Origin of the sequence: Salipaludibacillus sp. CUR1 (assembly GCF_021028955.1) — a bacterium.
In the GTDB taxonomy this organism is placed as follows: Bacteria; Bacillota; Bacilli; order Bacillales; family Salisediminibacteriaceae; genus Salipaludibacillus.
In genome coordinates this window covers 41,991-63,053 of the sequence record NZ_JAIWPE010000057.1, presented here as the reverse complement: position 1 = coordinate 63,053, position 21,063 = coordinate 41,991, and the positions used below count along the sequence as shown (strand labels likewise).

The following is a 21,063-nucleotide window of genomic DNA, read 5'->3' as shown; positions in this document are numbered from 1 at the left end:
TAAGAAATTTACTCAAAATAAAAAAGGAAAAAGCTGGGGGGTCAGACCCCCCAGCTGTTACCAGTTAATAAGGGAACTGGTTTGAGTAACCTTGGAACTGCTGGTAAGACTGGTTAAGCTTCTGCTGGTCACACGCTTCAAAGCTGTACCATCCCTTTTCAAACATTAAGTTAAACAGGTCCCGCTGGCATTGCTGGGATTCATTAAAGATTCCCTGGATGTCGCTGTACAGTGATTCATGGCTTGCTTCATTTAACACTGTAGAATAGGAACTCGTCATATATTTTTCAGTAGCAAGCATGTCATTAATATAATCCCGGTCGTTCATTTGTGGTGTCTCAGGATGCTGGGTCTTAGGATTCTCTATTTTCACTCCGCTTTGCTGTTGCTGCTGGTTCATCGAATCACTCCTTTTCCAAACTTATTGTATTGTTCCTTGCTGTCCTTGAGTCTGCAAATGGCTGAGTATTTTCTGGTAATGGTCATAGTGCATACGCCCTGCCTGTTCAAGAGCCTGCGATATTTGCTGGTCTGAACATTGGGAAGCAAAGGCATGAGCCTTTTTCATTGCCAAAAGGTTCCACGAGAGCATATCATTAATGTAGAGGTGGTCTTTGGTCGTCACAACCGTAGGCGGTTCTGTCATCACGTGTCCCTGGTTCACAGATTGCTGTTGTTGCTGCTGTTGCTGTTGCATAGGCAAATCCCTCCTTTAAAGTGGCGGTGCTGTACAAAAAAGTATCGTCGCGCTGTCATTCAGCCAGAAAGGCGGGCGGGAAGTTCCCCGCAGGTTCCGTCTAAGCGGGCCGCGCTTATTACCAGCACATTAACTGACAGTTTTCACTAACTTTTGACAGCACCAAATGGTAATAATTAAATCTTTCAACGATAGTTTTTGCGAAAAAAAAATTTCTATTCCCTCTCACACAACGTCACTTTATAAATTGAAAAAATTATAAAAAATTTTCTGTCAATACTATTGCGTATCTCCTAAAAATTATATATAGTTATAAATGTAGACATTTCGTGACAAAAATAATGCACTTCCAAGTGCAAAATTTTTTGCTTAAAAAATGAATGAGTATTCATTCAAAAGGGGAGAAGGAGGTACTTCATGACTAAAGGAATTAAAAAAGTCGCTGTTTTAGGCTCGGGGATTATGGGCTCAGGGATTGCGGCACACTTAGCAAATATCGGTATTCCGACATTGCTGCTTGATATTGTGCCTAGAGAACTGACTGCAGATGAAGAGAAGAAAGGTCTTACCTTAGAGGACAAATCTGTCAGAAACAGACTGGCTGCAGAATCAATTCAAAAACTGAAGAAACAAAAGCCTGCACCTCTGGCTAAAAAAGAGAACGCAGATCTTATCGAGCCTGGAAATATGGAAGATGATATGAAACGTCTTTCAGAAGTCGACTGGGTCGTTGAGGTAGTCGTTGAAAATCTGGAAATAAAACAAAAGGTTTTTGCTCAGGTGGATGAGTACAGAAAACCGGGGACAATCGTCAGCTCCAATACGTCAGGGATTTCAATAGAAGCGATGGCTGAAGGAAGATCAGACGATTTCAGAAAACATTTCCTCGGGACTCACTTTTTCAATCCTCCAAGATATTTAAAGCTTCTTGAAGTGATCCGCACGAAGGATACATCCGATGACGTGTTCGAATTTATGCGTCAGTTTGGTGAAGATACACTTGGAAAAGGCGTTGTTGAAGCAAAAGATACGCCAAACTTTATTGCTAACAGAATCGGCACGTACGGCCTTCTGGTCACAGTCCGTGAAATGGTTGAAAGAGGCTATTCAATTGGGGAAGTTGACTCAGTAACAGGTCCGGCTCTCGGCCGTCCGAAAAGTGCAACCTTCCGGACTCTGGACGTCGTTGGACTGGATACATTCCTCCACGTGGCTAAAAACGTCTATGACCAGGTTGAAGGAGCAGAGAAACAAATTTTTGACCCTCCGGCCTTTATGAAAGACATGGCTGAGAAAAAAATGCTTGGAAGCAAAACAGGCAAAGGGTTTTATTATAAGAAAAAAGGTGAAAAAGGAAGCGAAATTCTTGAGCTTGATTACAGCACCATGGACTATGTGGAGCGTAAGAAGTTAAAGGCTCCGTCTGTCCAGCAAAGTAAACAGGCTAAAGGGAAAGCCGCAAAAATGAAAGCGCTTGTATATGCAGACGACCGTGCAGGCGAACTGGTATGGAATGTTCTTAAACCAACCCTTCTGTATTCCGCTGAAAAATGCACTGAAGTAGCTGACTCTATAAGGGATATTGACCAGGCCATGAAATGGGGCTTCGGCTGGGAACTGGGTCCATTTGAAACATGGGATGCCATTGGAGTTGAAAAATCAGTCGAGCGAATGAAACAGGAAGGCGAGACTGTCCCGCAGTGGGTTGAAGATATGCTTGAAAAAGGGATTACAAGCTTTTATAAATCAGACGACGAGTATTACCACAATGGGGAATACAAGAAAGCTGACCTGAATCCAAAGGTTATAAATATTAAAGCCCTTAAAGAAGATGACAAAGTCATTATGAAAAATGCAGGCGCCTCGCTGATCGATATTGGCGACGATATTGCTTGCCTTGAATTTACTTCACCTAACAATTCCATTGGACTTGATGTCATGCAGATGATTAACAAGTCTATTGATGAAGTAGAGAAAAATTACAAGGGGCTTGTTATAAACAACCAAGGTAAAAACTTCTGTGTTGGTGCGAACTTGATGATGATCTTAATGGAAGCTCAGGATATGAACTTCCCTGAAATTGATCTTGTCGTCCGCCAGTTCCAGAATTCGATGGCTAAAATCCGTTATTCTCCGAAACCTGTTGTTGCAGCTCCGTTTGCAATGACCTTAGGCGGTGGCGCAGAAATCTGCATGCCATCCGCAAGCATTCAGGCTTCTATGGAGACATATATGGGCCTTGTGGAAGTAGGAGTTGGGCTTATTCCAGGCGGGGGAGGAAACAAAGAGCTTTACCTTCGCCAAATTGAACGGCTCCCTGAAGGCGCGCAAATTGACCATCAGGCAGTAGCTAACCAGGTTTTTGAAACGATTGCAATGGCCAAAGTCGGTACGAGCGCCCAGGAAGCGGCACAGCTTGGATTTATCCGTACCCAGGACAGCATCAGTATGAATGGCGACCATTTATTATATGACGCAAAACAGAAAGCTTTACATCTGGCAGATCAGGGTTACCAGCCACCTAAACGGGAGAAGATCCCTGTCGTAGGTGAAACAGGATATGGAACGATGCTTCTTGGAGCAAAAACAATGAAATTCGGTGGATATATATCAGACCACGATTTGAAAATTGCTGAAAAACTGGCGTTTGTCATCGCGGGCGGCCGTGTTCCGAAGGGGTCGAAAGTCGATGAACAATATCTGCTTGATATTGAGCGCGAAGCATTTTTAAGCCTGGTCGGCGAACCTAAGACCCAGCAGCGTATGCAGCATATGCTTACAAAAGGAAAACCGTTGCGCAACTAAATTGATTAAAGGAGGGGAATTTTTTGAGAGAAGCCGTGATTGTAGCAGGTGCGAGAACACCTGTAGGAAAAGCTAAAAAAGGAAGCTTTGCTAACGTAAGGCCGGACGATTTGGGGGCTATTACGATAAAAGAAACATTAAAACGTGCGGGCGATTTCAATCCTGAACGTATAGACGATGTGATTATCGGGTGCGCGATGCCGGAAGCAGAACAGGGCATGAATATGGCGAGGAATATCTCAGCGCTTGCCGGCCTCCCGGATCAAGTACCGGCTATAACGATCAACCGCTACTGCTCTTCAGGTCTTCAAAGTATTGCCTATGGAGCGGAACGCATTATGCTCGGCCAGTCAGAAGCGATTCTGGCAGGAGGGGCTGAATCGATGAGCCTTATTCCGATGGGGGGACATGTGATCGCGCCAAACCCTTCGCTTGTTGAAAATGCGCCGGAGTATTATATGGGAATGGGCCATACAGCCGAGGAAGTAGCTGAACGGTTTGAAATCAGCCGGGAAGACCAGGATGCTTTCGCTGCGGAAAGCCACAGGCGTGCAGGAAAAGCGATTGAAGAAGGAAAGTTCAAAGATGAAATTGTACCGGTTCCGGTCACTTTCAGATCTTTGGACAATAATCATAAGCTGGTGGAAAAAGAAGTAACAGTCGACACGGATGAAGGCGTTCGTGCAGGAACATCGGTTGAAGGACTGGCTAAATTGAGACCCGCATTCAAGGTCCGCGGGGGATCTGTAACAGCCGGTAATGCTTCTCAAATGAGTGATGGAGCAGCCTCCGTTCTTGTAATGGACCGGGAAGCAGCTGAAGCTGACGGCCTGAAACCGCTCGTTAAGTTCCGGTCATTTGCAGTTGCCGGAGTTCCTCCTGAAATTATGGGAATTGGCCCGGTAGAGGCTATTCCTAAAGCTGTCAGACTTGCTGGACTTGAAATGTCTGATATTGGTTTATATGAATTAAATGAAGCTTTTGCTTCCCAGTCTATCCAGGTGATCCGCCAATTAGGCCTTGATCAAAGCAAAGTGAATGTTAACGGCGGAGCCATTGCCCTGGGACACCCGCTTGGATGTTCAGGAACTAAGCTTACTTTAAGCCTGATTCACGAAATGAAACGCCGTAACGAACAATTTGGCGTCGTAACGATGTGTATTGGCGGGGGTATGGGTGCAGCAGGTGTATTTGAACTTCTTTAATTAATTTAGTACAAAGGGCGAAGCGGGCTGAGTGCTCTCCTCGTTTCGCCTTTATAATAAATCTCTGATTTACTTACTTTTGAGGAGGAATGGATAATGGCAACAACGGATAAAACGTTAAAAGGCGGCAGCTTTTTACTGGATAGCACATCTTCTGACCAGGTGTTTACACCGGAGGATCTTTCAGACGAACATGTGATGATTGCAAAAACAACAGAAGATTTCGTTAAAGAAAAAGTGGTTCCTGAGCTCGAGCAGATTGAGCAGCACGAATTTGACCGGTCTGTCAGACTGTTAAAAGAAGCGGGAGAACTGGGCTTGCTTGGCGCAGACGTTCCGGAGCAATACGGCGGCATCGGGCTTGATAAGATCAGCTCGTCACTCATTACTGAAAAATTTGCATTAGCTGGATCCTTCTCGCTGTCTCACGGAGCCCACGTAGGAATCGGTTCATTGCCAATCGTCTTTTTCGGTTCGGAAGAGCAGAAGCAAAAGTACCTTCCTGAACTTGCTACCGGAGAGAAAATTGCTGCTTACGCTCTGACTGAACCAAGTTCAGGATCTGATGCTTTAAGCGCCAAAACAACTGCGAAACTTAACGACGCAGGCACACATTATGTGTTAAACGGTGAAAAGCAGTGGATTACTAACGCAGGCTTTGCAGATGTATTCGTTGTATATGCAAAAATAGACGGCGAACATTTTAGTGCTTTTATTGTTGAAGGAGCGTATGAAGGCGTATCTACAGGACCGGAAGAAAAGAAAATGGGTATTAAAGGGTCTTCTACACGTACTTTGATTCTTGAAGATGCCCTCGTTCCTAAAGAAAATGTTCTCGGTGAAATTGGAAAAGGCCACGTTATCGCATTCAACATTCTTAATATCGGCCGATACAAGCTTGGAGTAGGATGTGTTGGAGGAGCTAAGCGTGCAATTGAAGTTTCTGCCAAATATGCTAATGAGCGTAAACAGTTTAAACTGCCAATTTCTAAATTCACTTTGATTCAGAAGAAACTTGCTGAAATGGCTGCTAAAACCTATGCTGCCGAGAGTACTATATACCGTACAGGCGGCCTGATTGACGAAGCATTCAACAGTCTGTCAGAAGAGGAGCAGAAAGAAGGAGCCAATGTTGGAAAGGCTATTGGCGAGTATGCAATTGAATGCTCATTAAATAAGTTTTTCGGCTCAGAAGTACTGGACTTCGTTGTGGATGAAGCGGTTCAGATCCACGGCGGTTACGGGTTCATGGCAGAGTACGAAGTAGAGTCCATGTACCGTAACTCACGAATCAACCGTATTTTTGAAGGAACAAATGAAATTAACCGTATGCTGGTTCCTGCAACTATAATGAGAAAAGCTATGAAAGGAGAACTTCCATTGCTTGAAAAAGCAGGCGGCCTTCAGGAAGAATTAATGATGATGATGCCTGAAGAAGTCGGTGATGAGCCGCTTGAACAGGAAAGATATCTCCTTGAAAATGCTAAGAAAATCTTCTTAATGATCGCTGGAACAGCAGCACAAAAATACGGTGAAAAACTTCAGAAAGAACAGGAAATGCTCGCTAATGTAGCAGACCTTGTAAATGAAGTGTTTAACATTGAGTCATGCATCCTCCGTACTGAAAAAGCTATTAATAAAGATGGTTTAGAGAAAGCAAACCAAAAGCTTCTAATGACAGAAGTTTATACTCAGGAAGCGTTCAACCGCATCGAGGCTATTGCGAAAGAATCTCTCGTAGCGTTGGATGACGGTGACAGTCTCCGTACGATGCTGTCTATTCTTAAAAAGCTGACTCGTCATACGCCAATCAACATGATTGCTAAAAAGCGTGAACTTGCGGTAAGCATCATTGAACAGGAAAAATATGTAGTATAACCGGGGGAAATTCCCGGTCAGACGTAAAATGCTATCCAGTTTTCAATTTTGGGGCACTCCCCTGCCCCAAAAATAATAATAAACCTTCTTTCTAAAGGAAGGCATTCTCCTCTCTACGCAAAGGAGCCTCATTTTGATGAGGCTCCTTTGCATGTTCATTTTTATTTAACGGCTGAAGCAATTCGCGAAGCAGCTTTTTGTGCCCCTGATATGTTCCTTGCAACAGGTCCTATTTCAAGTTCAGCTAATGCACCAGTCACATATAAATTATCGGTCCACATAAGGGAGCGATCGACAATAGGGTAGCCGCATTGAGCACAAGGCAGAGAGTAGCTGGCAATTAACTCTTTAAGCCAGTCGCCTCCTGGTAATTGCGGCTGGAACCCGGTGCAGCAAATGATACTGTGAGCAGTGTGGGTATAATCACTCTCTTCCTCTGTCAGTACCATTTGATGATTTTTGTCCTCTTTAATATTGCTAACATTCATAGTTTTAATAGTGAGAAGCTGGCGCCTTTCTTGTTTCTGAAGCTTTAGATAAAGCTCCCTGGTAAGAGATCCGCGATGTCTGGCCTTGTGAATACAGCTTCGGCGGGCCTTATAATCGGTTAATTTAGTAAAATAATGCATATTTTTGGGGCCGAGCCATCCAGGGTCACTGTCAAAATTGTGTACTCTGAATGGATGGCGTTTCAGCATAGCCGTCTGCCCGGGGAATAAATCACTGAGCTTTAAAGCAGTATGCGCAGCGGTTATACCTCCTCCGATAATAGCGACAGGAGGCTTAAGTTTGTTGATATCCAAACTCTCGTCAAATATATGATTAACCGGGTGTCCATCTTTTTTCATCTTATCAAACAGAGGTGGGAGGTGAAGCTGTCCGCTTAAACCTATAGCGAGAACGACTTTCGCAGCTTTAATCACTTCTCCTGAATGGAGTGAAACAGACCATGCCCCATTTGTGCGTGTCAGCCCGTTGACTGATCCTTTTACCCAGGATTTATGAAGCTCGCACTGATGAAATAATTCCTCACAATGCTCATTAAATAACGACAGTTTGGGCCGGTTGTACCGTCCTAGAAAGGGGTTTGTATAACCGGTGTCCTTTTTTCCAAATTTCTCAAGTGCAAACGGGGAAGAAGACAGGTGATGCACAAAAGCAGACCTTAAATAGGGCATATCGATTTTGCCGGTTAATTGTTTCCACTTTGCTAATGGTTTATCATGCGGATCTATGATGGTCATTTTTTCAGCCGATGTTTTTTCAGTTTCTATTAAATGGACAGCTACTGTCATTCCCTGAATACCGCCGCCTATAATCACCCAATCTTCCATATGAGACACCTCTTTTTTTTCTATACTATTAATAATAAAACGTAATTATTACGGTTTAAATTGTAGCGCATATTGTTATTTTTGCCAATAATAAAATTTGTGAGCAAGACGAATGAAGAATTATGGCGATTTAGTATATGATAGTAAGGTAAGGTAAATTATGAAAAGAGGAGGGGAATCCCATGGGAATTACTTTTTACCATTATCCGAAATGCGGGACATGCCGCAAAGCCGGGAAATGGCTTGACGATCATAATGTTTCCTACGAGGCCGTTCATATCGTTGACAACCCGCCGTCTAAAGACGAACTTAGAAGCATGTATGAGAAAAGCGGTTTGGAACTCAAGAAGTTTTTTAATACAAGCGGGAAAAAATACCGGGAACTTGGCTTAAAAGATAAGGTGAAAACAGCATCTGATGAAGAGCTTCTTAATATTCTCGCTTCTGACGGCATGCTTATTAAACGGCCCATTACAACTGATGGAGATAAGGTAACCGTCGGATTTAAAGAGGAGACCTTTGAAAACACCTGGAAGTAAATAATAATTATTCCACTAGTGTTGCCGAAGTTTCTTCATGTGTATTATAGTTAAGGAGAGGGAATTAGACTGCTTTGTACATAAGTTTTAAAGGCAGTTATTCTACTTGAAAAAGCGTCAGAATCAGTAACCGCTTTTTCAATACTATTCGAAAGAATACGGAGGGATCAGTACATGGACTTACCAAAGGACTTAAAGTATTCAGAAGAACATGAATGGGTGAAAGAAGAAGGAGACAAAGTACGTATCGGTATTACTGACTTTGCACAATCCGAGCTGGGGGACATCGTTTTCGTAGAACTTCCGGAAGTAGGCGACGAACTTGAAGCAGACGAGCCTTTCGGCAGCGTGGAATCTGTTAAAACAGTTTCTGAACTATACGCGCCAATCAGCGGGAAAGTTGTAGAAGTAAACGAAGAACTTGAAGATTCTCCGGAATTTGTAAATGAATCTCCGTATGAAAAAGCGTGGATGGTTATCATTGAGCCATCTGACAAATCGGAAATGGACAACCTCATGGATGCAGCAGGATATGAGGAAATGACGTCAGAAGACTAATGCAAGAAAAATCAACTCTCCTGGAGGCGTAATTCCTACGCTTGCAGGAGAGTTTTTTTGCGATCGGGACGGGGGAAAAGGTAAAGGTGCTCCCTTAGACGGACAGGGACACGGAGAAACCTGACAGAGTATTTGCGGAATTAGTTACAAGGCCGAACCATGACCATCATGCTGACCCAATATTTTTAATTCATACTCCTATCTGCCCTCATTTAATACAGAATCCCAACATATAAGCCCGCCCATAATCGTGTATAACACCGGCACATAAGCCTCAAACTAATATCAAAAATGGAGGGCAAGTATATGGCTAACGATGACTTTTTCCACGTGATGGGTGATGATGTAAAGAAACCTTCTGATGATAATAGTAACAGTGATACATCCAGCCGCAAACCTGAATCCCGTATTGAGATATCAGGACAGATTGAGAAAAAGCAAGAAAGCCCCGGCGAAACCGGGTTGTATTACCAGGCGGAAAAAGTGGGGCGTATAAAGCAAAAAGGATCAGCGCAAATGTATGAAATGGCTGAAGGATTTGAGTTTAAAGATGAAAAGTTTTATAAGCATACGGATAAGAAAGAAAGCAGCCAGTATCCTGAATCGTACGTGGAAGGTTGCGACATGGGATGGTGCTGACTGATTATAAAAACGATCTGGACGTGACGGTTGATTACGTTCAGATCGTTTTTCTTATGGAGGATAAGCACGCACAAAGAGCGGAGGGACGGTTCTTCTGATTACGAACCGGAAGAACAGTCCCCCCTGGTGTGTTAAATAACCGTCCCGCCATCGATATTTAAAACCGTACCTGTAATATATTGCGCCTCATCAGAAGCGAGAAAGGCGTAGCCATTGGCTATATCTTCGGGGTTCCCCAGTCGCTTTAATACGGATTTACTCCTGATCATTTCTTTTACTTTGTCAGGCACTTTATCTACCATCGCAGTAGAAATATAGCCTGGGGCAATCGCATTCACGCGGATCCCGTGCTTCCCCAATTCCTTGGCCCATGATTTAGTCATCATAACAACTCCACCTTTAGATGCAGAGTAATTCGTTTGACCATAATTTCCGTAGAGACCGACAATTGAAGACGCATTTAAGATCACACCGCTTTTTTGCTCAATCATCACTTTTGCAGCAGCCTGCGAGACATTAAATACTCCTTTGAGATTGACGTCAATCACACGATCCCACTGCTGTTCTGTCATTTTCACTAACGTTGCATCCTGTGTGATCCCCGCATTATTAATGACAATATCCATTTGTCCATAATGAGCCGTCGAGGCCTTAATTAATTGTTCTACTTGTTCACGATCTGTTACATCAGCTTCGATACCAATGCATTCCCCACCTAGTTTTTTTATTCGATTCGAAGTCTCATCAATCTCCTTCTTATTCAAGTCTGCTAAAACAAGTTTTGCCCCTTCTAATGCAAATTTTTTTGCAGTTGCTTCACCTATGCCGCGAGAGGCTCCTGTTATCATTGCCACCTTATCTTTTAATTTCATCGTCATTTCCCCTTCCTTTTCGTGTTTTCATGGTGTTCAGCATTCCTCTTTCTACACAAAAATCCAGTGTCTTTGTTAAGCGTTTAAATCAATGGCGAATTTATAGTGAATGGACGTTCCAGCTAAAGTATATTCGGAGAAAGGAGGAGGTATTAGTTCAATGAGGAAGCAACGATCAAAGGCAATTGGTTGGTCTGCCTATAAAACATTAGGGCGGAGTAATTGCATCATCGTTAAAAAAATAGGAAACATTGTTACCCTTGTTAATAAAACAAGGAAAGGGAGCGATAGCCCATGCATATGAACAAGCAGGATTTATTCAGGTAATAGTTATCACCAAACGAAAAATCCTCTTTTGCATGAATAGGCTTCGCTCCCTTTGTTGCCAAGTTATTTCGACATGACAGAATTCGTTTGAAACATATTTAACATTTGCATTTGTGTTTGTCTCATTTGGTCAAAAGCACTTACCAATGTATCCGTTGTTTTTTCAGCTATTTTTTTATTTTGCTGGAAGGTATTCCCAACAGTAGCTGTGATTTGAGCATTTGATCTTGCCATAATGTCAAGAGAGGCCTTTCCAGGAAGAGTAGCGATTGTTTGAGACTTATGTCCAATTTCTTCAATTTTGTTTAACAATTCATGATACTTTTGGTCACCTTCAAGTTCCTGATTAACATTTCCAACGGCTGTTTGAGCATTCGTTTTCCACTCAGTCGTAAATTTTTTGGAATTCTCTTCAAACTGAGAAAATTGTTCTCGTGTTCCGTCAATCCATTCTTTTTGAGTTTTTAAAGCCCACATGGATTGTTGCTCCATTCTTTCCATAACTTCTTTCCACATACCTGCCCCAAAAAAATCGTTGACATTCTCATTTGCTGTCTTATTAGTCTCTTTCTTAACTGCCATCTAAATCCCTCCATGAGTTTTTTTAAGCCAAAATCTGACCTTTTATTAGTAACATAAACAACAATAGTTCATACCGCTGTTTATGGTATTAAAGTGTTTCAGTGACTTGTCTTTAAGGTGCAACTATTCATCTTTTTTATCATCCTTCTTGGATGTGAAGCCAGGCGGGACGAAAAAGTTACTATACATATTGAAAAATTGATCAAGCATCTTCTGATATTGTCCAAGTGAATTTGCCCATAGATCTAAATATTGTTCTCCTGCTGAAGTAATCGAATAAATTCGTTTAGCTGGTCCTGATGTGGATGTATCCCACTCAGACACGACTAATTCATCCTTTTCAAGTTGACGGAGGATTCTATAGAAGTTTCCTTGATCAACATATTCAAAGCCAAACATGGTAAGTTTTTGCATTAATTCATATCCATGTGCGTTCCAATCTTTTAATAACAACAGGAGTACGGGAATAATGAAATTTTTTTGTGCTTTCGCTATAGGTTCTGTTTTGGGTTTGTCCTTACCGTTTTTAGGAGTCATCCTATCACCTTCTAATCAAGTAATAATGTCTATATGTGTAATTTACACCTATAAGTAAAAAAAGTCAACTCCATTTGGTTTACATAAATCACCAAAAACTACCATGTTCTTCTAAAAAACACGTTCAAATAATCTGTATTTGTTGAAAATTATGGTAATTTTACGTTTTTTCTTTGTCCAATTTTAGCCAATATCCTTTAAAATTGTTATAAGACAGTTATCAAATCCAAAGGTTAGGGGTTATTAGTATGACAAAACAGAACACATTGGATCCATTGGCACTATGGAAAAGTATGTATGAACAAACAGAATCACATTTTAGCGAGGCCATTCATGAAACATTAAAAACAGATGAATATGCTGAGATGTTAGGGCAGGTCCAAAATAGTTTTCTTCAATATCAACAATTAGTCCGGAGTACGACCGACATGTATTTAAAGCAAATCAATGTCCCTACAAATGAAGAAATGTCAAGCGTTGCTTCCCTTATTGTTAATTTAGAGGAAAAAGTAGATAGTATTGATGAAAAAATTGAGGACGAGCTCTCAAGTAAGGAAGTATCTTTAGAAATAACAAAACTAAAGGTAAGCGTCTCCAAACTGGATAAAAAAATGAATCAAGTTTTACAGGCAAGTGATCAACTGGATAAAAATATGCATCAAATCTTAGAAGTATTAACCAGTAATAAAAAAGAAACACCTGCTGAAACGACTTCGTCACAGCCTAAAGATAAGAAATAATCAATATTTTTAAAAGGACTATGTCAGGCCTTATATTCGAATGAAAAATATATTAGGAGGAATGTTAAATGGGAATGATTTCAAATGAAGTATCGGCAGTTAAGGGAGAATCCCAAAGTTTAGCAGGAAAAGTGGCGCTTGTTACAGGCGGATCCCGCGGAATTGGTGCAAGTATTGTAAAAGAATTAGCTAAACGAGGGGCAGAAGTTGCGATTAACTATAATTCAAACAAAGAGGCTGCCGATGAAGTTATCGATGAAATTGAACAATTTGGCGGGTCAGCCGTTTCCTTTCAAGCAGATGTTTCTAACTTGGAGCAATCTCGTGCTTTGGTGGAACAGACCATCGATCATTTTGGGAAAATAGACATTCTTATTAATAATGCAGGGATAACAAGAGATCGCACTTTCAAAAAACTTAGCGAGAGTGAATGGAGAGAGGTCATAGACACGAACTTAAATAGTGTTTATCATACAACTTCAGCAGTAATCAATCTCATGCTCAAACAAAAATTTGGCCGTATTATCAATATTAGTTCATTTATCGGTCAAAAAGGTGGTTTTGGCCAAACGAACTATGCTGCTGCCAAAGCGGGCATGATTGGTTTTACCAAGTCTCTTGCTTTAGAAACAGCAAGAAGTGGCATAACAGTCAATGCCGTTTGTCCTGGATATATTGAGACTGAAATGTTTGCAGGTGTTCCGGAAGATGCAAAAGATCAAATTATTTCTGGTATACCGATGCAACGGTTAGGAGAAGCCTCTGAAATAGCCGATGCTGTCCTTTTTTTAGCTAATAACAGTTATACGACAGGCCAATGCCTGAATATAAATGGTGGAGTATATATGTAACTATCTACAGGAAAAATCATAAGGAGGATGGTGGATGGATTTCACTACAACAAGATCACTAGATGCAATGGTAGACTCTTTGCCTGAAGATTATCAGAAGGACTATAAACGTTTTAAACGAGCCATAGATGTTCTCACTAAAGAGCCTGAACCGAAAGTAGGGCAAACTCCAAAGGAACTAATCTGGACAAAGAATAAGGCAAAACTTTACCGGTATCAACCAGCGAAAGTGAAGACAAACAAAGTACCAATATTAATCATTTATGCTTTGATTAATAAACCGTATATTTTAGATTTATCACCTGGGAGCAGTTTAATTGAGTATTTAACAGATAAAGGCCATGATGTCTACTTACTTGATTGGGGTACACCTGGTTACGAAGATAGACATATGAAATTCGATGACTATGTGCTCGATTATATTCCTCGCGCAGTGAAAAAAGTCCTTCGGAAATCTGAAGCTGATGAACTCAGCATACTCGGTTATTGTATTGGGGGGACGTTAACAGCAATATTTACGGCTCTTCATCCAAACTTACCCATCCGCAATCTTGTCTTTTTGACGAGTCCGTTTGACTTTTCTGATTCAGGGTTATTTACAAAGTGGGTAGACGAAAAATATTTTAATTTAGATCTCATGGTTGATACGTATGGGAACATTCCTCCAGAAACAATTGACTTTGGGAATAAATTATTAAAACCAATTACCAATTATATCGGCCCTTATGTCTCTCTCGCCAATCGAGCGGATAATGAAGAATTTGTTAAAAACTGGACCCTTCTGCAGAAGTGGGTAGCTGACGGGGTCCCATTCCCTGGTGAAGCATACAGACAATGGATTGGTGAATTTTACCAAAAAAACAAGTTAATTAATGATGAGTTATATATTCGAGGACAACAAGTGAAGTTAAGCAATATTAAAGCAAATGTCTTAAACATTGCAGCAGATCGTGACCATATAGCTATTCCTGAACAGACAGAACGACTTATGGATAAGATTTCAAGTGAAGATAAAACATTTGAATTAGTTTCGGCTGGCCATGTTTCTGTGACTGTAGGGAAAGGTGCCGTTAAAAATACCTATCCGTTGATCGAGACATGGGTGAGGGAGCACTCAGGTGCCTGACCCCCGCTAAGTTAAAGCGTTAAAGTTCGGCAGTGTGGTACCTAAACCCCACCGAGTTAAAATGCGAAAGTATAGATTGGACCTGTGATGTCATTAAAATTATTAAGAGGCTGGGACAAAAGAATAGTAATTATAAAGAAAGCCGGACAAATCTTATGATTTTTGTTCGGCTTTTCGCTTTTGTGCTTAATAAAAAATTAACTCTGATAAAAATAGTAAGGGCAGTAATCTCAGTCCGCCAGGCGGACGCTTGCCCAGGGGCTTGTCTTCAGCTAAATTCAACTCAGCCTGGAGCTTCGTTGAATTGGATCTTCAGACTGCGCTTGATCCCTCGGGCGTCGCCACCTTCTGTCCTTCAATGACAGGATTTAAAGCTGTGGAATAAAAGCAGTAATCTCAGTCCGCCAGGCGGGCGCTTGCCCAGGGGCTTGTCTTCAGCTAAATTCAACTCAGCCTGGAGCTTCGTTGAATTGGATCTTCAGACTGCGCTTATCCTCTGGGTGTTCTCGCCTTCGTTCAACGGCAGGTTATTGATTTAATATTAGGGTAACGTTTTTGACTAAAGCAGAGGCTATTTAATAACTGGTAAACCTAAAAGTACCCCGTCTTATAAGATGTCTGATAAAAATTATTGTTCGTTCTTTACAAACTTGTCTTTAGTTTTATCTCGGCCTCTTCTTATTATTTTTGCCTTCCTTATTGTTTTTAGGAAGCCTCTCAATACCCGGACGGAGACAAATCAAGTTTCTCAAACTGGTTAAAGGAAATTCGCTTCCAGTTACCGAATAAAGAAGGTAGTAATTAAACGGCGTATCCAAGGGCGTGATTAGCGTGGCGGGAACTTTGCTTGCTTCAGCAATTAATGACATGAAACAGACAGACAGAATTCGTAAGCTGGTAAAAAAATATGAGATGACTCTGTTGATCAGCTGCGGTTCAGAGAACTGGTTTATTGCATTTACTGGATTAGACACTGGTTTTGTAAGCGGGAACGGGGCAGCACCTGATGTCATTATTAAAGGGGACGAAGATTCTTTAAAACTGCTGTTTCAGGGAGAAGATTTTCTTCTCACTATGAGGCGCAGGGGAGAATTGGAAGCAGAAGGATCCTTAAAATACCTCCTCTGGCTTGAGTCATTGTTTTACTTATGCCACACGTCATCATGCAGGAAATCGTATCCAAAGAGTATAATCAGTTGACAAGCATATAGTATAGTGATAATATCCATATCAGATTTCAAAAACGAATAAACTGTATCTCTTATCCAGAGTGGCGGAGGGAATGGCCCTGTGAAGCCCGGCAACCACCAGATGTAACGATCTGGAAGGTGCCAAATCCAACAAAGCAGTCAATGCTTTGAAAGATGAGAGAAAGGCCTTTTAGTAATGTTCTAAACCTTTCTGCTTATCTTAGGTGAGCCGAAAGGTTTTTCTCTATTTAATTTGAAACTTTCGTGCTTTAAAGGAACTAAACTTATCAGTTTACTAATTTATAAGTTTAAAGCTAATCGAAAACTATTGTTGTGGCGTCTTAGGGGACGGATAGAAAGTGAGGGATTAAGTTGATAACCTTATCTAAACTGGCAAAGACCTTTCAGACACGTGACGGTCAGGTTACTGCCGTTGATCATATCGATCTTTCCATAGAAAAAGGAGAAATTTTTGGAGTAATAGGGTACAGCGGGGCTGGTAAAAGTACACTCATCCGATTGTTAAATATGCTTGAAACACCTAGTTCAGGACAAGTCACTATCGCTGGAAAAAATATGAATGAACTATCGGGAAAAGGGTTACGGCAGGCGCGGCAAGAGATAGGAATGATCTTCCAGCACTTTAACCTGCTTTGGTCACGAACAGTAGCCGATAACATTGCTTTCCCGCTTGAAATTAAAGGAATGCCTAAAAGTGAACAGAAAAAAAGGGTCAATGAATTAATAAAGCTTGTAGGCCTTGAAGGCCGCGGAGGTTCTTACCCCTCCCAGTTGAGCGGAGGCCAGAAACAAAGGGTCGGCATAGCCAGGGCCCTTGCCAATAATCCGAAAGTCCTTCTGTGCGATGAGGCTACCTCAGCTCTGGATCCTAAAACGACAGACTCGATCCTTGATTTGTTAGTGGATATTAATAAGAAACTGAATTTAACGATTGTACTTATTACCCATGAAATGCACGTGATCAGGAAAATCTGCCACAGGGTAGCCGTAATGGAAAATGGACGGATTGCAGAACAAGGTCCTGTCCTCGATATATTTAAGCGCCCTAAAGAAGAGATGACAAAGGAGTTTGTAAAACAGGTGACAGAGCCTGAAGAAACGGAAGAAGCCATCAGACATTTATTTAAAGATGACGGAATTGGCCGGGTTCTGCAGCTGACTTTTACAGGCAGTGATGCAAAAAGGTCGCTTATTACTGATGTTGTAAGAAAGTATGATGTCTCTGTAAGTATTCTCCAAGGGAAGATATCCCAGACGCAGCACGGTTCATACGGGTCTTTGTTTGTTAGTGTGACTGGTGACAACCAGCTGATTGATGAGACGATTGCATTTATCCGGTCACAGCAAGTAGAAGTGGAGGTGATCCACGGTGAATAAGATTCTAGCCGCTAACGGATGGCTCTTTCCCAACGTGAATTGGGAGAATATGTGGGACGCCACCGGAGAAACGATTTACATGTCAGTTATTGCTTTAGCTTTTACCTTTATTTTCGGAATTTTATTAGGTTTACTTCTGTTTTTAACTGATAAGGGGCAGTTATGGCAAAATAAAGCGGTACATGCTGTGACAGCAGCTTACGTGAATATTTTCAGGTCTATTCCGTTTATTATTCTGATTGTCTTGCTGATCCCCTTCACACGATCATTAATCGGCACGATGCTCGGACCATCCGCGGCGCTGCCAGCGCTTATAATAGGAGCTGCGCCTTTCTATGCGAGAATGGTGGAAATTGCATTGAGAGAAATTGATAAAGGGGTTATAGAAGCTTCTAAATCAATGGGGGCCAGCAACCGGCAGATTATTTTTAAAGTGCTCCTGCCGGAATCCATGCCGGCGCTTGTGTCAGGTATTACGGTTACGGCCATTGCCCTGGTCAGTTATACGGCTATGGCAGGAGTCATAGGCGCAGGAGGCTTGGGTGACCTGGCTTACAGAGACGGCTTCCAGCGGAATAATTCAGATATTACTTTAGTAGCTACTATTGTTGTTTTAATAATCGTTTTTATATTCCAGTTTATAGGCGATTATTTAACAAATAAATTAGATAAGCGGTAATCCGCTTTTAAAAAAACAAGGGGGTAACACCATGAAGAAGATTTTACAAACAGCAACTGCCGTAACATTATCATTAGGAGTCCTTGCTGCTTGCGGTGAAGGAAATAATGACAATACAACAGATAATGCCGGTTCCAATCAAGGAAACGGAAATAACGCTTCTGAAAATAATGAAGAGCAAGGACCGCTTGTAGTGGGGGCATCAAACGTGCCTCATGCGGAAATTCTTGAGTTCGCGCAGCCGCTTCTTGAAGAGGAAGGCGTAGAACTTGAAATTGTCTCGTTTAACGATTATGTCCTGCCAAACGAAGCGTTAGCTGAAGGTGAGCTGGATGCTAACTACTTCCAGCATGTGCCTTATCTTGAATCACAAATCGAAGAACACGGCTATGATTTCGTAAACGCCGGCGGTATTCATATTGAACCAATCGGTATTTACTCTCAAGACTACAGCAGCCTGGATGAACTTCCTGAAGGTGCTGAAATAATTATGAGTAGCTCAGTTGCAGATCACGGTCGAATCCTGATGATGCTTGAAGATGAAGGGTTAATTACCCTCGCAGAAGGTGCGGGCGTTGAAGCTACAATTAATGATATTGAAGATAACCCAAATAACTTCGAGTTTTCAGATAATGTGGAAGCTGCCTTACTTCCAACAGCTTATGAAAACAATGAAGGAGATGCTGTGTTAATTAACTCCAATTATGCGCTTGATGCCGGACTAAATCCGCTTGAAGATGCCATTGCGACTGAAGATGCCGATGCTGACAATCCTTACGTGAATGTCATTGCTGTAAACAGCGGTGATGAGGACGATGAGAGAGTCACTGCATTGATTGATGTCCTTCGTTCTGAAGAAGTGCGCGATTATATTCTAGAGACGTATGATAATTCTGTCGTACCAGTAAGTGAATAAGCGTTTTTCCTGCACCGGCGAAAAGCCGGTGCATTTTTCTTTCCTATTATGAATACATAGAGACTTTTTTTTTACGCATTATAAAAGTAAACATGTAAAAAGGAGAGAACACAATGGACGAACAGCACACACCTTATATTCAGGAAGCTTTGCATCATTATAAAGAGGGCATGGGATATTTTACTGAACAAATGCCGGAGGTTGCCCATAAATATCATGAGTTTACAGAAGCATGTTTCAAAGAAGGAAGCCTTTCTAAAAAGGAAAAACAGCTTATCGCTTTAGCCCTGAGTATGAATGCCCAGGATGAGTACTGTATGATATACCATGTAAAAGGCTGTCTTGACCAGGGGGCAAGCAGGGAAGAAATTCTTGAGGCGGTAGCGGTCACAGGAGCTTTTGGAGGAGGAGCCGCCTTAAGCCAGGGAGTTACATTAATAGAAGAAGCGGTAAGTGAACTTTCAGGAGACATCGTTTCATGAAAGGGCTTACAAAATAGCCGGAATTTTCAGATAAAGAGCATAACGGAGTAATTGGGGGAGATAGTAGAAAATCTGACTGTCAGTTTTTTTGACACCGGCACAATAGTAATTGTCAGAAAATATCCCCTTATACGCGAATTGGTTATACACTTCCAAAATGCTAAAATAAATCATGTTGAAGGTGATCCCATTACAAACGTTGCGGGCTTTATGCCGTTTAACGCAGCAAATGTGATCAAAACAATCCAGAAAGGAATGTGATTTATTATCCATCAGATTCAGACGAAACATACGACTGAGATGGAAAAAGCAATGTTCCAGTCGTACGGTATAGGTTATGCGGAGTATAACAGAGATTTAGATAACCGTATGAAAGTGGAACAGGAACGAGATAAAGATCATCAGCAAAGCCTGAAGATGGTCAATGAGCACAACCGACAGCTGCAATATAGTATTTAATAAAAAGAACTTCCTTAAGAGAAGAAAAAAACAACCCCGCGTGGATTTTAATTCAGCGGGGTTGTTTTTCGCTTTGTATATTATATAATTAAGATTCATTCTCAATTAGAATGAAAAAAGACCAAGGTATTGAGAATTAATTTTCAAGAAAAAAAGACTTCCTCCGAAAAAGAGATGACACAAACATTCTTAAACGAATTATTTGGTAAAAATTTACAACGAAGATTAGGTGAAATGTTTAGGTTTTCTAAGGAAAACTGTCTTTATTTGTATATAAATAACTTCCGAGGATAATATGAAGGAAAGATGAAAAGAATTGTGTATTTTCCTTGAACTCAAATTTCATTTGATATAAGATTGTAATGAGAATAAATTGAGAATGTGATTAAAGATCACTTTTCTCATATTAACATGTTTTTAATGAAACTTTCAAAAATAAATGGAGGTATGAATCATGACCAAGCCAAATTTAACTGTAAAAGATCTTCATGTATCAATTGAAGATAAAGAAATTCTGAAAGGGTTCGGCATTGAGGTGAATGGCGGAGAAATTCACGCGATTATGGGACCGAACGGAACAGGTAAATCTACCCTTGCTTCTGCTTTAATGGGCCACCCGAAATACGAAGTGACAAAAGGTGAAGCCAGTTTAGGCGGAGAGGACCTTTTTGAAATGGAAGTAGATGAGCGCGCGCGTGCAGGTTTATTCCTCGCAATGCAGTATCCGAGTGAAGTATCCGGTGTCACAAATGCAGACTTTATCCGCTCAGCGATGAATGCAGGCCGTGAAGAAGGAGACGAAGTGTCTCTAATGAAGTTCATCCGTCAAATGGATGAAAAAATGGGTAGTTTGGAAATTGACGAGTCATTCCAGCACCGTTATTTAAACGAAGGTTTCTCTGGCGGGGAAAAGAAGCGTAATGAAATTCTCCAGCTGCTTATGCTTCAGCCTCAAATTGCGATCCTTGATGAAATCGACTCTGGTCTTGATATCGACGCATTAAAAGTAGTGGCTAAAGGTATTAATGAGCTTCGCAGCGAGGACTTCGGCTGTATGATTATTACCCACTACCAGCGTTTACTAAACTATATTAAACCGGACTTCGTCCATGTAATGATGCAGGGACGTATCGTTAAATCCGGCGGGCCTGAACTTGCTCAAAAGCTTGAAGAACAGGGTTACGACTGGATTAAAGAAGAACTTGGAATCGAAGACGAAACTGTAGGCCAGGAATAAGAGACGGTT

22 protein-coding genes and 1 riboswitch are annotated in these 21,063 nt (G+C 41.4%); of the genes, 16 read left to right on the top strand and 6 right to left on the bottom strand.

The features are described 5' to 3' along the window. Positions 1-64: 64 nt before the first annotated feature. Both K8O68_RS11670 and K8O68_RS11665 read right to left on the bottom strand, forming a co-directional pair. The gene (locus tag K8O68_RS11670; protein WP_230897062.1) at positions 65-400 is read right to left on the bottom strand and encodes a spore coat protein; all 336 of its coding nucleotides are present in this window, start codon (positions 398-400) and stop codon (positions 65-67) included. Between the two features lie 21 nt (positions 401-421). Further along, on the bottom strand, positions 422-697 hold the full coding sequence (locus K8O68_RS11665) for a hypothetical protein (RefSeq protein WP_230897061.1): 276 nt from the start codon (positions 695-697) through the stop codon (positions 422-424). A 417-nt stretch (positions 698-1,114) separates the two neighbouring features. On the opposite strand from K8O68_RS11665, the gene K8O68_RS11660 reads away from it, so the two are divergent. The 3 genes from K8O68_RS11660 to K8O68_RS11650 all read left to right on the top strand — a co-directional run bounded on the left by K8O68_RS11660 (position 1,115) and on the right by K8O68_RS11650 (position 6,585). After that, complete coding sequence (locus K8O68_RS11660) at positions 1,115-3,502, top strand: 3-hydroxyacyl-CoA dehydrogenase/enoyl-CoA hydratase family protein (protein WP_230897060.1); 2,388 nt, start codon at positions 1,115-1,117, stop codon at positions 3,500-3,502. A 23-nt stretch (positions 3,503-3,525) separates the two neighbouring features. Next, on the top strand, positions 3,526-4,707 hold the full coding sequence (locus tag K8O68_RS11655; RefSeq protein WP_230897059.1) for an acetyl-CoA C-acetyltransferase: 1,182 nt from the start codon (positions 3,526-3,528) through the stop codon (positions 4,705-4,707). Between the two features lie 96 nt (positions 4,708-4,803). Beyond that, the gene (locus K8O68_RS11650; protein WP_230897058.1) at positions 4,804-6,585 is read left to right on the top strand and encodes an acyl-CoA dehydrogenase family protein; all 1,782 of its coding nucleotides are present in this window, start codon (positions 4,804-4,806) and stop codon (positions 6,583-6,585) included. Positions 6,586-6,746: 161 nt separating this feature from the next. On the opposite strand, the gene K8O68_RS11645 is transcribed toward K8O68_RS11650, so the two are convergent. After that, on the bottom strand, positions 6,747-7,919 hold the full coding sequence (locus K8O68_RS11645) for an FAD/NAD(P)-binding protein (RefSeq protein WP_230897057.1): 1,173 nt from the start codon (positions 7,917-7,919) through the stop codon (positions 6,747-6,749). Positions 7,920-8,101: 182 nt separating this feature from the next. Here K8O68_RS11645 and K8O68_RS11640 point away from each other — a divergent pair, with 182 nt between their 5' ends. The 3 genes from K8O68_RS11640 (at position 8,102) to K8O68_RS11630 (ending at position 9,655) form a co-directional block, all read left to right on the top strand. Beyond that, a complete protein-coding gene (locus tag K8O68_RS11640) occupies positions 8,102-8,458 on the top strand; it encodes an arsenate reductase family protein (protein WP_230897056.1) in 357 nt (118 codons plus the stop codon). 174 nt (positions 8,459-8,632) lie between these two features. After that, positions 8,633-9,016, top strand: coding sequence for a glycine cleavage system protein GcvH (gcvH, locus tag K8O68_RS11635; RefSeq protein WP_093055278.1), 384 nt, complete (start codon positions 8,633-8,635; stop codon positions 9,014-9,016). Positions 9,017-9,322: 306 nt separating this feature from the next. Beyond that, positions 9,323-9,655: a DUF2553 family protein gene (locus K8O68_RS11630; RefSeq protein WP_230897055.1), complete on the top strand. Its 333-nt coding sequence runs from the start codon at positions 9,323-9,325 to the stop codon at positions 9,653-9,655. Between the two features lie 134 nt (positions 9,656-9,789). Here K8O68_RS11630 and fabG read toward each other — a convergent pair whose 3' ends face one another. The 3 genes from fabG to phaQ all read right to left on the bottom strand — a co-directional run bounded on the left by fabG (position 9,790) and on the right by phaQ (position 11,976). Then, complete coding sequence (gene fabG, locus K8O68_RS11625) at positions 9,790-10,530, bottom strand: 3-oxoacyl-[acyl-carrier-protein] reductase (protein WP_230897054.1); 741 nt, start codon at positions 10,528-10,530, stop codon at positions 9,790-9,792. Positions 10,531-10,920: 390 nt separating this feature from the next. Further along, complete coding sequence (locus K8O68_RS11620) at positions 10,921-11,439, bottom strand: hypothetical protein (protein WP_230897053.1); 519 nt, start codon at positions 11,437-11,439, stop codon at positions 10,921-10,923. A 123-nt stretch (positions 11,440-11,562) separates the two neighbouring features. Further along, positions 11,563-11,976 (bottom strand): poly-beta-hydroxybutyrate-responsive repressor, encoded by a 414-nt coding sequence (gene phaQ / locus K8O68_RS11615; RefSeq protein WP_093055285.1) that lies wholly within the window; start codon positions 11,974-11,976, stop codon positions 11,563-11,565. A 248-nt stretch (positions 11,977-12,224) separates the two neighbouring features. Between phaQ and K8O68_RS11610 the strand changes: the two genes are divergently transcribed. The 10 genes from K8O68_RS11610 to sufC all read left to right on the top strand — a co-directional run bounded on the left by K8O68_RS11610 (position 12,225) and on the right by sufC (position 21,054). Continuing rightward, positions 12,225-12,716 carry a poly(R)-hydroxyalkanoic acid synthase subunit PhaE gene (locus tag K8O68_RS11610; RefSeq protein ID WP_230897052.1) on the top strand — a complete coding sequence of 164 codons (492 nt, stop codon included), beginning with the start codon at positions 12,225-12,227 and terminating at the stop codon, positions 12,714-12,716. Between the two features lie 74 nt (positions 12,717-12,790). Next, a complete protein-coding gene (locus K8O68_RS11605) occupies positions 12,791-13,567 on the top strand; it encodes a 3-oxoacyl-ACP reductase family protein (RefSeq protein WP_230897170.1) in 777 nt (258 codons plus the stop codon). A gap of 34 nt (positions 13,568-13,601) precedes the next feature. Continuing rightward, positions 13,602-14,693, top strand: a complete 1,092-nt coding sequence (gene phaC / locus K8O68_RS11600; protein ID WP_230897051.1) for a class III poly(R)-hydroxyalkanoic acid synthase subunit PhaC — start codon at positions 13,602-13,604, stop codon at positions 14,691-14,693. An 831-nt stretch (positions 14,694-15,524) separates the two neighbouring features. Further along, positions 15,525-15,893, top strand: coding sequence for an SCP2 sterol-binding domain-containing protein (locus K8O68_RS11595; RefSeq protein WP_230897050.1), 369 nt, complete (start codon positions 15,525-15,527; stop codon positions 15,891-15,893). A 58-nt stretch (positions 15,894-15,951) separates the two neighbouring features. Continuing rightward, a riboswitch (SAM riboswitch) is annotated at positions 15,952-16,064 on the top strand. A 191-nt stretch (positions 16,065-16,255) separates the two neighbouring features. Beyond that, positions 16,256-17,281, top strand: a complete 1,026-nt coding sequence (locus K8O68_RS11590) for a methionine ABC transporter ATP-binding protein (protein WP_230897049.1) — start codon at positions 16,256-16,258, stop codon at positions 17,279-17,281. Between the two features lie 49 nt (positions 17,282-17,330). Then, positions 17,331-17,960 (top strand): methionine ABC transporter permease, encoded by a 630-nt coding sequence (locus K8O68_RS11585; RefSeq protein ID WP_093055384.1) that lies wholly within the window; start codon positions 17,331-17,333, stop codon positions 17,958-17,960. Between the two features lie 31 nt (positions 17,961-17,991). Beyond that, positions 17,992-18,876, top strand: coding sequence for a MetQ/NlpA family ABC transporter substrate-binding protein (locus K8O68_RS11580; RefSeq protein ID WP_230897048.1), 885 nt, complete (start codon positions 17,992-17,994; stop codon positions 18,874-18,876). A 113-nt stretch (positions 18,877-18,989) separates the two neighbouring features. Next, entirely contained in the window at positions 18,990-19,358 is a 369-nt protein-coding gene (locus K8O68_RS11575; RefSeq protein WP_230897047.1) for a carboxymuconolactone decarboxylase family protein, read from the top strand. Between the two features lie 312 nt (positions 19,359-19,670). Beyond that, a complete protein-coding gene (locus K8O68_RS11570) occupies positions 19,671-19,817 on the top strand; it encodes a YuzK family famiily protein (protein WP_230897046.1) in 147 nt (48 codons plus the stop codon). Positions 19,818-20,271: 454 nt separating this feature from the next. Further along, positions 20,272-21,054, top strand: a complete 783-nt coding sequence (gene sufC / locus K8O68_RS11565; RefSeq protein ID WP_230897045.1) for a Fe-S cluster assembly ATPase SufC — start codon at positions 20,272-20,274, stop codon at positions 21,052-21,054. Positions 21,055-21,063 lie beyond the last annotated feature (9 nt).

What these genes read in the sequence shown, in the direction of transcription:
- K8O68_RS11670 (WP_230897062.1), bottom strand. Translation starts at nt 400, where the DNA reads ATGAACCAGCAGCAACAGCAAAGCGGAGTGAAAATAGAGAATCCTAAG.
- K8O68_RS11665 (WP_230897061.1), bottom strand. Translation starts at nt 697, where the DNA reads ATGCAACAGCAACAGCAGCAACAACAGCAATCTGTGAACCAGGGACAC.
- K8O68_RS11660 (WP_230897060.1), top strand. Translation starts at nt 1,115, where the DNA reads ATGACTAAAGGAATTAAAAAAGTCGCTGTTTTAGGCTCGGGGATTATG.
- K8O68_RS11650 (WP_230897058.1), top strand. Translation starts at nt 4,804, where the DNA reads ATGGCAACAACGGATAAAACGTTAAAAGGCGGCAGCTTTTTACTGGAT.
- K8O68_RS11645 (WP_230897057.1), bottom strand. Translation starts at nt 7,919, where the DNA reads ATGGAAGATTGGGTGATTATAGGCGGCGGTATTCAGGGAATGACAGTA.
- K8O68_RS11640 (WP_230897056.1), top strand. Translation starts at nt 8,102, where the DNA reads ATGGGAATTACTTTTTACCATTATCCGAAATGCGGGACATGCCGCAAA.
- gcvH (WP_093055278.1), top strand. Translation starts at nt 8,633, where the DNA reads ATGGACTTACCAAAGGACTTAAAGTATTCAGAAGAACATGAATGGGTG.
- K8O68_RS11630 (WP_230897055.1), top strand. Translation starts at nt 9,323, where the DNA reads ATGGCTAACGATGACTTTTTCCACGTGATGGGTGATGATGTAAAGAAA.
- fabG (WP_230897054.1), bottom strand. Translation starts at nt 10,530, where the DNA reads ATGAAATTAAAAGATAAGGTGGCAATGATAACAGGAGCCTCTCGCGGC.
- K8O68_RS11620 (WP_230897053.1), bottom strand. Translation starts at nt 11,439, where the DNA reads ATGGCAGTTAAGAAAGAGACTAATAAGACAGCAAATGAGAATGTCAAC.
- phaQ (WP_093055285.1), bottom strand. Translation starts at nt 11,976, where the DNA reads ATGACTCCTAAAAACGGTAAGGACAAACCCAAAACAGAACCTATAGCG.
- K8O68_RS11610 (WP_230897052.1), top strand. Translation starts at nt 12,225, where the DNA reads ATGACAAAACAGAACACATTGGATCCATTGGCACTATGGAAAAGTATG.
- K8O68_RS11605 (WP_230897170.1), top strand. Translation starts at nt 12,791, where the DNA reads ATGATTTCAAATGAAGTATCGGCAGTTAAGGGAGAATCCCAAAGTTTA.
- phaC (WP_230897051.1), top strand. Translation starts at nt 13,602, where the DNA reads ATGGATTTCACTACAACAAGATCACTAGATGCAATGGTAGACTCTTTG.
- K8O68_RS11585 (WP_093055384.1), top strand. Translation starts at nt 17,331, where the DNA reads ATGTGGGACGCCACCGGAGAAACGATTTACATGTCAGTTATTGCTTTA.
- K8O68_RS11580 (WP_230897048.1), top strand. Translation starts at nt 17,992, where the DNA reads ATGAAGAAGATTTTACAAACAGCAACTGCCGTAACATTATCATTAGGA.
- K8O68_RS11575 (WP_230897047.1), top strand. Translation starts at nt 18,990, where the DNA reads ATGGACGAACAGCACACACCTTATATTCAGGAAGCTTTGCATCATTAT.
- K8O68_RS11570 (WP_230897046.1), top strand. Translation starts at nt 19,671, where the DNA reads ATGTTCCAGTCGTACGGTATAGGTTATGCGGAGTATAACAGAGATTTA.
- sufC (WP_230897045.1), top strand. Translation starts at nt 20,272, where the DNA reads ATGACCAAGCCAAATTTAACTGTAAAAGATCTTCATGTATCAATTGAA.